Here is a 13,512-nt window from a genome sequence, read left to right on the forward strand (position 1 = left end):
CGGCCGAGCGAGATCCGCATGCGATGCGACCGGAGCGCTGAAAAGATCGGGGCGTCACCGATATGTTACGCTCCATTCACCACGTTCAACCTGATCTGAACTCTAGAAAAACGGCGAAGACACGGAGACACCGCATTCGCCGTTCCGGCATACCGGCTGAACACTCCCATCGGCCGGATCATCCGGCGGCGGCCGGCGCGGGGCGGCCGTCCCGATGCGGGCGCCGCCACGCCCTGAGCCGGTCGAGGTACAGGTACACCACCGGCGTCGTGTAGAGCGTCAGCACCTGGCTGATCAGCAGGCCGCCCACGATGGAGATGCCGAGCGGCTCGCGCAGCTCGCTCCCTTCGCCGATCGGCAGGCACAGCGGCAGCGCGCCGAGCAGCGCCGCGCTGGTGGTCATCAGGATGGGGCGGAAGCGCAGCACGGCCGCCTGGAAGATCGCGTCCCGCCCCGTGAGCCCCTCGTTGCGCTCGGCTTCGAGCGCGAAGTCGATCATCAGGATGGCGTTCTTCTTGACGATGCCGATCAGCAGGATGACGCCGATCAGCGCGATGACGCTGAAGTCGAGGCCGAACAGGATCAGGGCCAGGATCGCGCCGACGCTGGCCGAGGGCAGCGTCGACAGGATGGTGATCGGGTGGACGAAGCTCTCGTAGAGCACGCCGAGCACGATGTAGATGGCGCCGAGCGCCGCCACCACCAGCAGCTCCTCGCCCGACACCGACTGCTGGAAGGCCAGCGCCGTGCCGGCGAAGCCGCCGACGAGGTCGGCCGGCATGCGCAGGTCGGCGACGTGGCGGGCCATGGCGGCCTCGGCGTCGCCGAGCGAGCGCCCGGGCGGCAGGTTGAACGAGATCGTGGTGGCGACGTACTGGCTTTGGTGGTTGACGGCCAGCGGCGTGCTGCCGGGCGTGATCCGCGCCACCGCCGACAGCGGCACCATGGTCTCGGTCGAGGTCGCCACGGCGGCGCCGGTCGAGGACGAGGAGTTGCCCGTCGCGGCGATCGAGGACTGCGCGGCCGTGCGGGCCGCGTCGTTGGCGGACGAGGTGGCGGTGGAGGTGGTCGCCGCGGCGCTGCCGGCCTGCAGCACCGTGGCGTTGCGCGCCACGACGGTCGCGTTGGCCGCCACCACGGTGGCGTTGGCGGCCAGCGCTGTGCCGGGGTTGGCGGCGGAATCGGCCGTCGAGGACAGGGACGGGCTCGTCGGCGCCGCCAGGGCGGCGGGCCCGGTCCTGGTGGTCGGCGCGCTGACCGAGCCGCTCGGCAGCTGCGTCGTGGCGGAGCCGCTCGCCTGGGCGCCCGATGTGCTGATCCAGAACTGCTTCAGCGTGTCCGCATTCTGCCAGTAGCGCGGCGCCACCTCCATGACGACGTGGTACTGGTTCAGGGCCTGGTAGATGGTCGACACCGAGCGCTGCCCGAAGGCGTCGTAGAGCGTGTTGTCGATCTGGTACATGGTGAGGCCGAGCCGCGAGGCCGCGTCGCGGTCCACCGTCACCTCGGTCTCGCTGCCCTTCTGCTGCTGGTCCGAGTTGACGTCGAGGAACAGCGGGTCGCGCTCCAGCGCCGCCTGCAGCTTCGGCGCCCAGGTGTAGACTTCCGCCGTGCTGTCGCCGAGGATCGTGTACTGGTATTGCGCGTTGCTCTGCCGGCCGCCGACGTTGATGTCCTGGATGGGGATGAGGAACAGGCGCCCGCCGGGCACACGCCCGAGCGCGCGGCGCAGGCGCCCCGTCACGGTCGCCATGGGGGCGCGCTCGGCCTGCGGCTTCAGCGCCACGAACACCGAGCCCGTGTTGGTCTGCGCGCCCATGCCGCCGCTGCCCGACCCCGTGGAGCCCACCACGCTCTCGACCGCCGGGTCGGCCCGCACGATGTCCATCATCTGCGTGAGCTTCTGGCTCATCAGCTGGAACGAGATGCTCTGGTCCGCCTGCAGCGCGCCGATGAGGCGCCCCGTGTCCTGCTGGGGAAAGAAGCCCTTCGGGACGATGCCGATCAGCCACACGTTGAGCGCCACCGTGCCGAGGAGCACGACCACCACGAGGGCGCCGTGGTCGAGCGCCACCGCGAGCGAGCGGGCGTAGCCGTCGCGCAGGCGGTCGAACAGGGTGCGGCGGGGCGGCCGGCCTGGGGCTCCCCCGCGCCGCGCGGCCGGGCGCAGGAACAGGCCGCACAGCATGGGCGTGGTGGTGAGCGAGATCGCCATGGAGATGACGATGCTCATCGACAGCGTGACGGCGAACTCGCGGAACAGCCGCCCCACGAGGCCGCCCATCAGCAGGATGGGCAGGAACACCGCCACAAGCGACAGGGTGATGGACACCACCGTGAAGCCGACCTCGCGCGCGCCCTGGAAGGCGGCGGCGCGGCGCGGCATGCCGTCCTCGACGTGGCGGGCGATGTTTTCCAGCACCACGATGGCGTCGTCGACCACGAAGCCGGTGGCGACCGTGAGCGCCATCAGGCTCAGGTTGTCGAGCGAGTAGCCGAGCAGCCGCATGGCCGCGAAGGTGCCCACGATGGAGATCGGCACCGCGACCGCGGGGATGAAGGTGGCGCGCCAGTCGCGCAAGAAGGCGTAGACCACCGCCACCACGAGCAACACCGCGATGACCAGCGTGCGCTCCGTGTCGCCGAGCGACGAGCGGATGGTGGTCGAGCGGTCGGACGCGAAGGCGATGTCGATGTCGCTCGGCAGCGCGGCCTTGAGCTTCGGCACGGCCGCCCGCACCCCGTCCACCGTGGTGATGATATTGGCCCCGGGCTGGCGGAACACGATCACCAGCACGGCCGGCTTGCCGTCGGCGAGGCCGAGGTTGCGCAGGTCCTGCACCGAATCGTCGACCTCGGCGACGTCGCTGAGCCGCACCGCGTCGCCGTTCCGGTAGGCCACGATCAGCGGGCGATACTGCGCGGCGTGGCTGATCTGGTCGTTCGTGTAGATCTGCAGCCGCCGCGCGCCGACGTCGACGATGCCCTTGGGCGTGTTGGCGTTGGCGTTGGACAGGGCCGAGCGCACGTCCTCGAGGCCGATGCCGTAGTGGAACAGAGCCTGGGGGTCGAGCTCCACCCGCACGGCCGGCAGCGCCGCGCCCGAGATGACGACCTGGCCGACCCCGGGCAGCTGCGACAGGTCCTGCTGCAGCACCGTGCTGGCGCTGTCGTACATCTGCCCGCGCGTCAGCGTGTCCGAGGTGAGGGCCAGGATCAGGATGGGGGCGTCGGCCGGGTTGACCTTGCGGTAGGTCGGCTGACTCAGGAGGTTGGTGGGCAGGTCGGCCTGCGCGGCGTTGATGGCGGCCTGAACGTCGCGCGCCGCGCCGTTGATGTCGCGGCCGAGCCCGAACTGCAGGGTGATCCGCGCCTGCCCGACCTGGCTCTGCGAGGTCATCTCCGCGACGTCGGCGATCTGGCCGAGGTGGCGCTCCAGCGGCGCGGCGAGGCTCGTCGCCACCACCTCGGGGCTGGCGCCCGGCAGCTGCGCCGACACCGAGATGGTGGGGAAGTCCACCTGCGGCAGCGGCGACACCGGCAGCGCGAGGTAGCCGAGGACGCCCGCGATGGCCACGGCCGCCGTGAGCAGGGCGGTGGCGACCGGCCGCGCGATGAAGGGCGCCGAGATGTTCATTCGGCCGGCGCCCCGCCCGGGGCCGGACCGGGGGACGCGCGCGGGGCGCCGCGGAAGCGCTCCGCCAAGCCCTCGAAGGCGAGGTAGATCACCGGCGTCGTGAACAGGGTCAGGAGCTGGCTCACCGCGAGCCCGCCCACGATGGCGATGCCGAGCGGCTCTCGCAACTCCGAGCCCGTGCCGTGGCCGAGCACGAGCGGCAGCGCGCCCAGCATGGCGGCCAGCGTCGTCATCAGGATGGGGCGGAAGCGCAACAGGCAGGCCTGATGAATGGCGTCGCGCGCGCCGAGCCCGTCGCGCTTCGCCTGCAGCGCGAAGTCGATCATCATGATCGCGTTCTTCTTCACGATGCCGATCAGCAGGATGATGCCGATGATCCCGATGATGTCGAGGTCGTCGCCGGCGATCCGCAGCGCCAGCAGCGCGCCGACGCCCGCCGAGGGCAGCGTCGACAGGATGGTGATCGGGTGGACGAAGCTCTCGTAGAGCACGCCGAGCACGATGTAGACCGCCACCACGGCCGCCGCCACCAGCACGGCCTCGTTGGACAGCGACCGCCCGAAGGCCGACAGCGCGCCCTGCTCGGCGGTGACGAAGCTGTCCGGCAGGGCGATGTCGCGCTCCGCCTGAGCGATCGCCGCGGCCGCCTCGCCGAGCGAGGCGCCCGGCGCGAGGTTGAACGACACCGACAGCGACGGGAACTGCGCCAGGTGCTCGATCTGCAGCGGCCCGGCGCGCTGCTCGACCCGCACGATGGCGGACAGCGGCACCTGGCCCGTGGTGGCGGTGGACGAGGGCAGGTACATGGCGGAGAGAGCGCCCTCGACGCCGCGCAGGTCGTACGTGTCGGCGCCGAGGATCACCCGATACTGGTTCGACTGCGTGTAGAGCGTCGACGCGATGCGCTGCCCGAAGGCGTCGTAGAGGGCGTTGTCGACCGTGGCCGGCGTGATGCCGAACCGCGTGGCCGTCGTGCGGTCGATCGTCATCTGCAGGTTGAGGCCGCGCTGGCTGACGTCGCTCTCGACGCCAGCGAACTCCGGCGTCGCGGACAGGCGGGCCACGAGCTTCGGCACCCATTCGTCGAGCAGGGCCTGGCTCGGGTTCTCGAGGAAGAACTGGTACTGGTCGCGCCCCGCCGTGCTGTCGATGGTGAGGTCCTGCACGGGCTGCATGGCCAGCGAGACGCCGGTCACCCCGGCGACCTCGCCCGCGATGCGGCGGATCACCCCCGCGGCGTCGAGGGTGCGCTCGTCGCGCGGGCGCAGGGTGATGAGGAAGCGGCCGGTGTTCAGCGTGGTGTTGGTGCCGTCCACCCCGATGTTGGACGACAGCGACACCACGTCGGGGTCCTTCAGCACGGCGTCGGCCAGCGCCTGCTGCTTCGCCGCCATGGCGGCGAAGGAGATGTCCTGCGCAGCCGAGGAGATGCCCTCGATCTCGCCCGTGTCCTGCACGGGGAAGAAGCCCTTGGGGATCTCGGCGAACTGGAACGCGGTGGCGGCGAGCGTGAGCAGGAACACCAGCATCGTCGCGGCGCGGTGGTCGAGCACGAAGCGCAGCGCGCCGTCGTAGCGCGCCACCACCCAGTCGAAGGCGCCCTCGGCGGCGCGGTCGAGGCGGCCGCGCGCGGCCTCGGGCCGGTGGCGCAGCATGAGCGCGCACAGCATGGGCACCAGCGTCAGCGACACGAGCGCGGACAGCACGATGGTCGTGGCCAGCGTGACCGCGAACTCGAAGAACAGCCGCCCCACCACGTCGCCCATGAACAGCAGCGGGATCAGCACCGCGATCAGCGACACGGTGAGCGACACGATGGTGAAGCCGATCTCCCCCGAGCCCTTGAGGGCCGCGGCGAGCGGGGCCTCGCCGGCCTCGACGTAGCGGGCGATGTTCTCGATCATCACGATGGCGTCGTCGACCACGAAGCCGGTGGCGATCGTCAGCGCCATCAGGCTCAGATTGTCGATCGAGAATCCGAACAGGTCCATGCCGGCGAGCGTGCCCACCAGCGACAGCGGCACCGACAGGCTCGGGATCAGTGTGGCGGGCACGCTGCGCAGGAACACGAAGATCACCAGCACCACCAGCGCCACCGCGAGGCCGAGCTCGAATTCGACGTCCGACACCGAGGCTCGGATCGTGACGGTCTGGTCGGACAGCACGCGCAGCTCGACGGCGGCCGGCAACGTCGCTTCGAGCCGCGGCAGCGCCGCCTTCACGGCGTCCACCACGGCGATGACGTTGGAGCCGGGCTGGCGCTGCACGCTGACCACGATGGCGGGCGTGCGGTCGGCCCAGGCGGCGAGCTCGGCGTTCTGCACGCCGTCGACCACCTTGGCGACGTCCTTCAGGCGGATCGCGTCGCCGTTCTTGTAGCCGAGGATCAGGTCCCGATACTGCTGCGCGCTCGTCAGCTGGTCGTTGTCGTTGATCGTGGTGTCCTGGGCCGGCCCGTCGAAGTTGCCCTTCGGCGTGTCGGTGTTCTGGTTGGTGATGTCCGTGCGGATGTCGTCGATGGCGATGCCCCGGGCCGCCAGCGCGCGCGGGTCGACCTCGATGCGCACGGCCGGGCGCTGGCCGCCGCCGAGCGCCACGAGGCCGACCCCCGACAGCTGCGACAGCTTCTGGGCGATGCGCACGTCGGCTAGGTCCTCGAGCTGCGTCAGCGGCAGGGTCTTCGAGGTGATAGCCAGCGTCACCACGGGCGTGTCGGCGGGGTTGACCTTAGCGTAGACGGGCGGCGCCGGCAGGTCGGACGGCAGCAGGTTGGTGGACGCGTTGATGGCGGCCTGCACCTCCTGCTCGGCCACGTCGAGCGACAGGTCGAGGGTGAACTGCAGCGTGATGACGGACGAGCCGCCCGACGAGATCGAGCTCATCTGCCCGAGGCCCGGCATCTCGCCGAACTGGCGCTCCAGCGGCGCCGTCACGGCCGTGGTCATCACCTCCGGGCTGGCGCCGGGGAAGAAGGTCGACACCTGGATGGTGGGGTAGTCCACCTCGGGCAGCGCCGACACCGGCAGGAAGTGGAAGGCGACCAGGCCCACGAGCAGCAGTGCCACCATAAGCAGCGTGGTGCCGACCGGGCGCGGGATGAAGACGCGGGACGGGTTCACGGCGCGGTCAGCCGCCCGACGGCGCGGGCGCGGCGGCGGGGGCCGGGGCGGAGGCCGGCGGCGCGCCCTGCCCGTCGCGGCCGCGGCGGTGCCCGCCGGGGTGGCCCCCCGAGGCCTCGCCGCGCTGGCCGTCCGCCGGCGCGCCCCCGGCGGATCCCGCGGCTTCGCCGGGCGGCGGGGCCTGCGGCGTCGCGGCCGGGTCGGCGGCGTCGGGCGTGATGCGGACCTTGGCGCCCTCGCGCAGCCGGTCGGTGCCGTCCACCACCACGCGGTCGCCGGGCTTCAGCCCGTCGAGCACCTGCTGGAACTCGCCGTCCGTGACGCCGGTCCTGATCGTGGCGACCGCCACCGTGTCGTCCGGCTTGACCAGGTAGACGTAGGTGCCGGGCGCCCCGTGCTGCACGGCGGCGGTGGGCACCCGCACGGCGCCGCGCAGCGTGCGCAGCAGCAGCCGGGCGTTGACGAACTGGTTGGGGAACAGCGCGCCGTCCGCGTTGGAATAGGTCGCGCGCAGCTTCACGGTGCCGGTGGTGGTGTCGACCGTGTTGTCGACCGTGGTCAGCGTGCCGTCGGCCACCTTCGCCGTGTCGGTGCGGTCGTAGGCCGCGACCGCGAGCGCGGGGCCGGCCGCCATCTGCTTCTGCACCGCCGCGACGTCGTCCTCGGGCAGGTCGAAGATCACGGAGATGGGCTGGAGCTGCGTCACCACCACGAGGCCGGTCGCGCTCGACGCCGTGAGATAGTTGCCCGGGTCGACGAGCCGGAGCCCGACCCGGCCGGCGACGGGCGACACGATGTGGCAATAGGCGAGGTTCAGCTTGGCGGTGTCGATGGTGGCCTGGTCTTCCTTCACCAGCCCCTCGTCCTGCTGCACCACGAAGCGCTGGTCGGCGTAGGTCTGCTTGGCGATGCTGTCCTGCCGGTTGAGCGTGTTGTAGCGGTCGAGGTCGGACTTCGCCTGGTCGAGCAGGCCCGTGTCGTGGGCCAAGGCGCCCTCGGCCTGTTCGAGCGCGATCTGGTAGGGGCGCGGGTCGATCTGGGCGAGGAAGTCGCCCTGCTTGACCATCTGCCCTTCCTTGTAGCCGACCTCCATCAGCTGTCCGCTGATCTGCGTCTGCACCGTGATGGTGGCGAGCGGCGTGACGGTGCCGATGCCGGTGAGCACCACCTGCATGTCGCCGGTGCCGATCGTGGCCGCGCCGACCGGCTGCGGGGCGCCGCTCCCGGGCGGGCGGGCGTGGGCCGCGCCGCCGCCCCGCAGCGCCTCGATGCGGGGCCACAGGAACCGGTCGCCGGCCCAGCCCAGCCCCGCCAACAGGAGCAGGAACACGAGCCAGCCGAACCCGCGCCCCCGGCGGGGCGGCGTGGAAGGCCCGGCGGGCTGGACCGGCGCAGAAGGCGCGGCTGGCGCCGACGGCCGCTCCTGCGGGCGCTCGGCCCGGTCCGTCCCGTCCTGGGGCCGCTCGACCCGGTCGAGCGTGGAGATGCCGCTGTCGGCGCGGTCCATCGAGTACCGTATGACCCTGTCGGACGGAGGAAAAGGGTGGCGCGTTCCCGAACGGAACGCGCCACCGAAGCCCGATCGTCCCGTCGCGCGACCTGTCGGCTTCCCGGATGCGTTACAGGCCTGTCGAGACGTCAAGGCGGCGGGCGGGTTGCTGTTCTCTTTCACCGGTCGCGTCCGCCGCGGCGGGCGGCCGCGGCCCGGGGACAGGCCGGCGCCGTCCCGTGTTCCACCCGCTGGTTCGACGTATTCGACCCATTCGACGCGTGCGCCGGATCGCGGATCGCTCTACACGCGGTCAAACCGTCCCCCGCGGCCGGCCGAGGCTGGCCGAAGCTGGAGAGAGTTCCGATGCGCATGACGGCCGCCCTGACCCTGTGCTGCCTCCTGGCGGCCTGCGCCGACGGCGGCTCCGCGTCCGACCGCGCGCGCAACGGCCACGACCTCGGCGCGTTCGGCAACGCCGGTTTGGCGCTCCAGTCCGAGGTCCGCACGGACGCGCGCAACGTCGACGACATCGCCCGCCGCGCCGGGGCAGCGGTGCCCTGACGGCGCGCGGCCGGGAGCGGGAGCGGCGGCAGACACGTCTCGTCAACCTTTACGACTTAGCGTCGCCTCATCGACGCCCCGATCGCGCCGCCCTGCCCTGTCAGGCATCGGGCCTTCGTCACGTCGCCGCAGGAGTCGGGCAGAATGAACATCCGGATCGGGATCTTCGCCGTCGGCGCCGCGGCGGCCGGCTTCATGGGGGTGGGCGTCGGCGCAGCGGCCGCGGCCGACCTGCCGGCCCGCATGGCGCCCGTCCCCTACGTCGCGCCCGTGCCCGTGTTCACCTGGACGGGCGCCTATTTCGGTGTCAACGCGGGTGCCAGCTTCGACCAGAACACCCCCTTCCACCTCTACGACGGCAACGGCCTGACGCTCGCCAACACGAGCCTCGGCACCATCCGGCCGGAACACTTCCACAATTCGGACAGCGGTTTCACGGCCGGCGGCCAGGTCGGCTACAATTACCAGTTCACGGGCTTCGGGTCCGGCCTGTTCGGCCCGAACAGCGGCTTCGTGGTGGGCGCCGAGGCCGACGCCTCCTACATCGACGGCGGCACCAGCGGCACCTACACAGGGCTCAACGCGGCCGGCACCACGTCGGCGACCAACACGTTCCGGTCCGGCATCGACTTCCTCGGCACGGTGCGGGGCCGCGTCGGCTACGGCTTCGACCGCCTGCTCGTCTACGGCACCGGCGGCTTCGCCTACGGCGACGCCTTCCAGAGCGCCGCGCTCTACACGGCCGGCAACCCGAGCCTGATGCGCTACTTCGGCAGCCACAGCGGCATCCAGACCGGCTACACCTATGGCGGCGGCGTGGAATACGCGCTGCCGACGGCGTCCTTCCTCAACGTGTTCCATTCGAGCGCCGTCACGATCAAGGCCGAGTACCTGCGCTACGACCTCGGCCACGCGAACTTCGCCGCCGACGGACTCACCACCACCACGGCCTACGCGATCCGGAGTAAGACGGAGGGCGACATCGCCCGCGTCGGCCTGAACTACAAGTTCTGACCCGCGGAAGGATGGCCCTGGTCGCCGCGAAACGGACCACGGCGTGCGGACGGGCATGAGGCTCCGGTGGGCGGGTGCCGCGTTCGGCCTCCTCGCGCTGGCCGCGGCGGGCCTCGCGCCCGCCGCCTCGGCAGCAGCCGACCCGCCCTCCGCGGCGGCGGCCGGGGCCGTCACGGTGATCACCATCATCGACGTGGTGCCGGACTACGCCATGCCCGGCAACGTCGCGGCGTCGGAAGCGCTGCTCCGCGGGCTGGCCGACGCCGCCCGGCACGCGCCGGGCGTCGACAGCTTCGAGGTGCTCAGAGACGCGTCGCGCCCGAACCACTTCGTCATCCTGGGCCGGTGGCGGACCATGGACGCCTTCGCGGCCTACAGCGGCGCGGACGCGACCCGGCGCTTCCGGCAGGCCTTCCAGCCCCGGCAGGGCGGGCCCTTCGACGAGCGCGTCTACGTCGGCCTGGAGTGACGCGGGCCTCGGGTGACGCGGGCCGGAGCGCCCCGCCGGCGCACTCAGCCGGGCGGCGCCACGGCGGCGTCGCCCTGCCCGTGGCGTTCGAGCGCCTGGGCCACGAAACCGCTCGCCTTGATGTCCTCCACGAAGGCCGCGAGGGCGCGCTCGGCGGCCGGTCGACCGGCGGGCGTGCCCATCGCCTGCCGGATGGCCATGAAGGGCGTCGGGATGAGGCGAAGGCCGGGGTCGGCCGCCACCGCGCCCTCCACGGCCCGCCGCACCCCGGCTAACACGTCGAGCCGCTCCGAGCGGAACAGCGCGACGGCCTCGGGCGTGCTGCCGGCCCGCACGATCTCGGCGTGCTTCAGCGTGCGGCTGAGGAACAGGTCGTAGGCGCTCCGCGCCCCCACGGCGACCCGCACGCCCGGCCGGTCGACGTCCTCGGGGGATGCGATGGCGGATGAGCGCGGCACGACGTAGTTGCCGTCGATCACCACGTAGGCGGGCGTGAAGGCGATGTCGCGCGCCCGCACGGGGTCGCGCGCCAGGAAGGCCACGTCCCACACCCCGGCCGAGGCCGCGGCCGTGACCTTGCCGGCGGCGTCGAAGGGCACCAGCGCGACGGTGAGGCCGAGGCGCCGGCCGAGCTCCCGCGCGATGTCCACCGACACCCCGCTCAGCGCGCCGTCGGCGTCGCGGCTCGCCAGCGAGGCGTTCCCGTAGTTGATCGCCGCCCGGAGGACGCCGGTGGGGGCCAAGCTGGCCTTCACGTCTTCCGGCACCTCGGCCGGCACAGCCTGCGCGCCGGCGTCCCCGCCCGATCCCAGGATCCCCATGCCCAACAACCCTCCCAGCACCGCCCTGCGCTCCATGTCCATCTCCGGCATCGCCCCATCCGGGGGCTCGTGATCCTGCTCGCGGACTCGGCAGGTCTCGCCCCGGACCCCATCGGGGCATCCAGGACCATGCCGAACTCGCCTTTCGTGTGGCCCTCGCGTTTCGGCTCCTCGACGCGCGGAGTCCCAGCAGCCGTTCAGCCCGCGTCGAGACCGCCCATGACCGCACGCCCTGCAAAGCCGCTCGCCCTCCTCGCGCTGGCTTCGATCGCCCTGGCCTCGGCGGCATCGGGCCCGCCGGCCGTCGCTTCCGAGACGGCCAGCAGTTCGGCCAGTGCGAGCCCCGCGACCGTGAGTCCCGCGGCGGCGAGCCCGGACGTCCGGCGCGTCCTGGCCCCGACGGGCGCCCTCCACGTCGGCGTGTACCGGGGCAGCCCCTCGTCGATCGTGGAAGGGCCCGGGCCGGACGACGCGAAGGACGTCGGATACGACCTCGGCCGGGCGCTCGCGGCCGCGCTGGGCGTGCCGTTCCCGGGCGGCGGTGTTCCCGGCCAACGACGGCCTGCTGGCGGCCGTCGCGGCCGGCGACGTCGACGTCACCTTCACCAACGCGACGGCCGAGCGCGCCAGATCGATGGACTTCTCCGACACATTTATGGACGTGCAGAAGAGCTTCCTGGTCCCGGACGGCTCGCCGCTGACCCGGCAGGAGGACTTCCGGCGTCCCGGCCTGCGGGTCGGCGTGAGCCAGGGGAGCAGCACCGCCACCTAGCTCCGGCCGCTCTTCCCGGGGCTGGACCTCGCGCCGGTGGCGACGCTGCAGGAGACGGCCGACCTGCTCGCCGCGCACCGGCTCGACGCCTTCGCGACCAACGACGCGATCCTGTTTCAGATGGCGGACGGCCTGCCGGGGTCCCGCGTCGTCGCGGGGCGGTGGGGGGCGGAGCATTTCGCCGCCGCCGTGGCGAAGGGGCGTCGCGACGGGATGCCGTTCCTCCAGGCCTTCGTCGCGCACGCCGGGCGCGACGGCACGGTGGCGCGGGCCATCGCGCGCGCCGGGCTGCGCGGCACGGTGCCGGCCGGCGGCTGATCGCGGGCCGCGACCTCATGGCGCCGCAAATCGGCTTCATGCACGCCCCGAGCCTCGACGCGTCGAGCCGGGGCCGAGAGGGAGGGAAGCGATGCGCCTTCGACTGAACGGGTGCCCGTGCTGCGGCGACACGCCGAGCGGGATGTGGCACCGGCGGCACTTCCTCCGGGCGGCCGGCGCCGCGATGGCGAGCGCCACGCTCGCGCCCGCGGGCGCCCTCGCCGACGCGGCGTCGACGGGTGCGGCATCGACGGGTGCGGCGGCCGGCGCCGTGCCGACGATCGCCTACGATTCCGTGCCCGACCCGGTGCGGATGCCGACCGACATGTACCTCGGCGAGTGTTCCGGCGTCGCCGTGAACTCGAAGGGCCACGTATTCGTCCTGTCGCGCGGCGACACGACGGGGCCGGCCTACGGCGCGGCCGCGGCCCAGCTCCTGGAGTTCGACCCCGACGGGCGCTTCGTGCGCGAGATCGGCCACAGGCTCTACGCCTGGTCCTTCGCCCACGCGGTCAAGGTCGACGCGGCCGACAACGTGTGGGTCACCGACAAGGGCTCGGACATGGTCATCAAGTTCACGCCCGAGGGCCGCGTCGCCCTGGTGCTGGGCCGCAAGCAGGAAGCCGCGGACGAGCTCACGGCGCCCTTGAAACACCCGAACCCGCCGCTGCCGGCGGTCGACGGCTATTTCCGGCAGGTGACGGACGTCGCCTGGGACGCCGCCGGCAACAGCTACATCAGCGACGGCTACATCAACTCGCGCGTCGCCAAGGTGGACCGGGACGGGAACTGGGTGAAGTCCTGGGGCGAGCGCGGCACGGGTCCGGGGCAGTTCCACACGCCCCACAGCATCGCGGTCGACGCGCAGGGACTCGTCTACGTCGCGGACCGCAGCAACCGGCGCATCCAGGTCTTCGACGGCGAGGGCGCCTTCAAGCGCCAGTTCACCATCGACGTGCCGGTGCCGCCCGGCGCCCGGCCCGTCATCGGGGACATGCCCGACGAGGGCGCGATCGCGGCCGGCACCTTCGCGCCCGGCTCGCCCTGGGCCATCTGCATCTCGCCCGGGCCCGACCCGGTGCTCTACAGCTCCGACGCCTATCCGGGCCGCATCTACAGGATGACGCTCGACGGCCGGGTGCTCGGCGTGCTCGGGCAGGCGGGGCGGCAGCCGAAGCAGTTCGGCTGGATCCACCAGATGGCCTGCCCGACGAAGGACACGCTCTACGTCGCCGAACTGCTGAACTGGCGCGTCCAGAAGCTCGTGCTCCACGCCTGAGCGGTCGGGGCCGGCCTGCGGCGCGGCGGG

General features: G+C 72.3%; 10 protein-coding genes. 6 read left to right on the forward strand and 4 right to left on the reverse strand.

Translation table 11 applies throughout. From position 1 onward, the window contains the following. Positions 1 to 178 precede the first annotated feature (178 nt). Genes D3273_RS20085 through D3273_RS20095 form a run of 3 tightly spaced genes read right to left on the reverse strand, consistent with a single transcriptional unit; the run spans position 179 to position 8,263 of the window. Entirely contained in the window at positions 179 to 3,637 is a 3,459-nt protein-coding gene (locus D3273_RS20085) for an efflux RND transporter permease subunit (protein ID WP_129228678.1), read from the reverse strand. Next, the gene (locus D3273_RS20090; RefSeq protein WP_129228679.1) at positions 3,634 to 6,756 is read right to left on the reverse strand and encodes an efflux RND transporter permease subunit; all 3,123 of its coding nucleotides are present in this window, start codon (positions 6,754 to 6,756) and stop codon (positions 3,634 to 3,636) included. The genes D3273_RS20085 and D3273_RS20090 overlap by 4 nt, the downstream gene beginning before the upstream one ends. 7 nt (positions 6,757 to 6,763) lie before the next feature. Continuing rightward, the gene (locus D3273_RS20095; RefSeq protein ID WP_129228680.1) at positions 6,764 to 8,263 is read right to left on the reverse strand and encodes an efflux RND transporter periplasmic adaptor subunit; all 1,500 of its coding nucleotides are present in this window, start codon (positions 8,261 to 8,263) and stop codon (positions 6,764 to 6,766) included. Between the two features lie 348 nt (positions 8,264 to 8,611). Here D3273_RS20095 and D3273_RS20100 point away from each other — a divergent pair, with 348 nt between their 5' ends. The 3 genes from D3273_RS20100 (at position 8,612) to D3273_RS20110 (ending at position 10,292) form a co-directional block, all read left to right on the forward strand. Further along, on the forward strand, positions 8,612 to 8,809 hold the full coding sequence (locus tag D3273_RS20100; RefSeq protein WP_129228681.1) for a hypothetical protein: 198 nt from the start codon (positions 8,612 to 8,614) through the stop codon (positions 8,807 to 8,809). Between the two features lie 144 nt (positions 8,810 to 8,953). Further along, positions 8,954 to 9,823 (forward strand): outer membrane protein, encoded by an 870-nt coding sequence (locus D3273_RS20105; RefSeq protein ID WP_245501297.1) that lies wholly within the window; start codon positions 8,954 to 8,956, stop codon positions 9,821 to 9,823. A 55-nt stretch (positions 9,824 to 9,878) separates the two neighbouring features. After that, the gene (locus tag D3273_RS20110; protein ID WP_129228682.1) at positions 9,879 to 10,292 is read left to right on the forward strand and encodes a putative quinol monooxygenase; all 414 of its coding nucleotides are present in this window, start codon (positions 9,879 to 9,881) and stop codon (positions 10,290 to 10,292) included. Positions 10,293 to 10,336: 44 nt separating this feature from the next. Here the strand turns inward: D3273_RS20110 and D3273_RS20115 are convergent, their stop codons facing one another. Further along, complete coding sequence (locus D3273_RS20115; RefSeq protein WP_207210848.1) at positions 10,337 to 11,164, reverse strand: transporter substrate-binding domain-containing protein; 828 nt, start codon at positions 11,162 to 11,164, stop codon at positions 10,337 to 10,339. A 490-nt stretch (positions 11,165 to 11,654) separates the two neighbouring features. Here D3273_RS20115 and D3273_RS20120 point away from each other — a divergent pair, with 490 nt between their 5' ends. The 3 genes from D3273_RS20120 (at position 11,655) to D3273_RS20130 (ending at position 13,482) form a co-directional block, all read left to right on the forward strand. Further along, positions 11,655 to 11,885 carry a type 2 periplasmic-binding domain-containing protein gene (locus tag D3273_RS20120; RefSeq protein ID WP_129228683.1) on the forward strand — a complete coding sequence of 77 codons (231 nt, stop codon included), beginning with the start codon at positions 11,655 to 11,657 and terminating at the stop codon, positions 11,883 to 11,885. 36 nt (positions 11,886 to 11,921) lie between these two features. Further along, positions 11,922 to 12,203, forward strand: a complete 282-nt coding sequence (locus D3273_RS20125; protein ID WP_129228684.1) for a type 2 periplasmic-binding domain-containing protein — start codon at positions 11,922 to 11,924, stop codon at positions 12,201 to 12,203. 91 nt (positions 12,204 to 12,294) lie between these two features. Then, positions 12,295 to 13,482 (forward strand): peptidyl-alpha-hydroxyglycine alpha-amidating lyase family protein, encoded by a 1,188-nt coding sequence (locus D3273_RS20130; RefSeq protein WP_245501298.1) that lies wholly within the window; start codon positions 12,295 to 12,297, stop codon positions 13,480 to 13,482. The last annotated feature ends 30 nt before the right edge of the window (positions 13,483 to 13,512 follow it).

The sequence above is a fragment of the Lichenibacterium minor genome (assembly GCF_004137685.1).
Taxonomy (GTDB): Bacteria; Pseudomonadota; Alphaproteobacteria; order Rhizobiales; family Beijerinckiaceae; genus Lichenihabitans; species Lichenihabitans minor.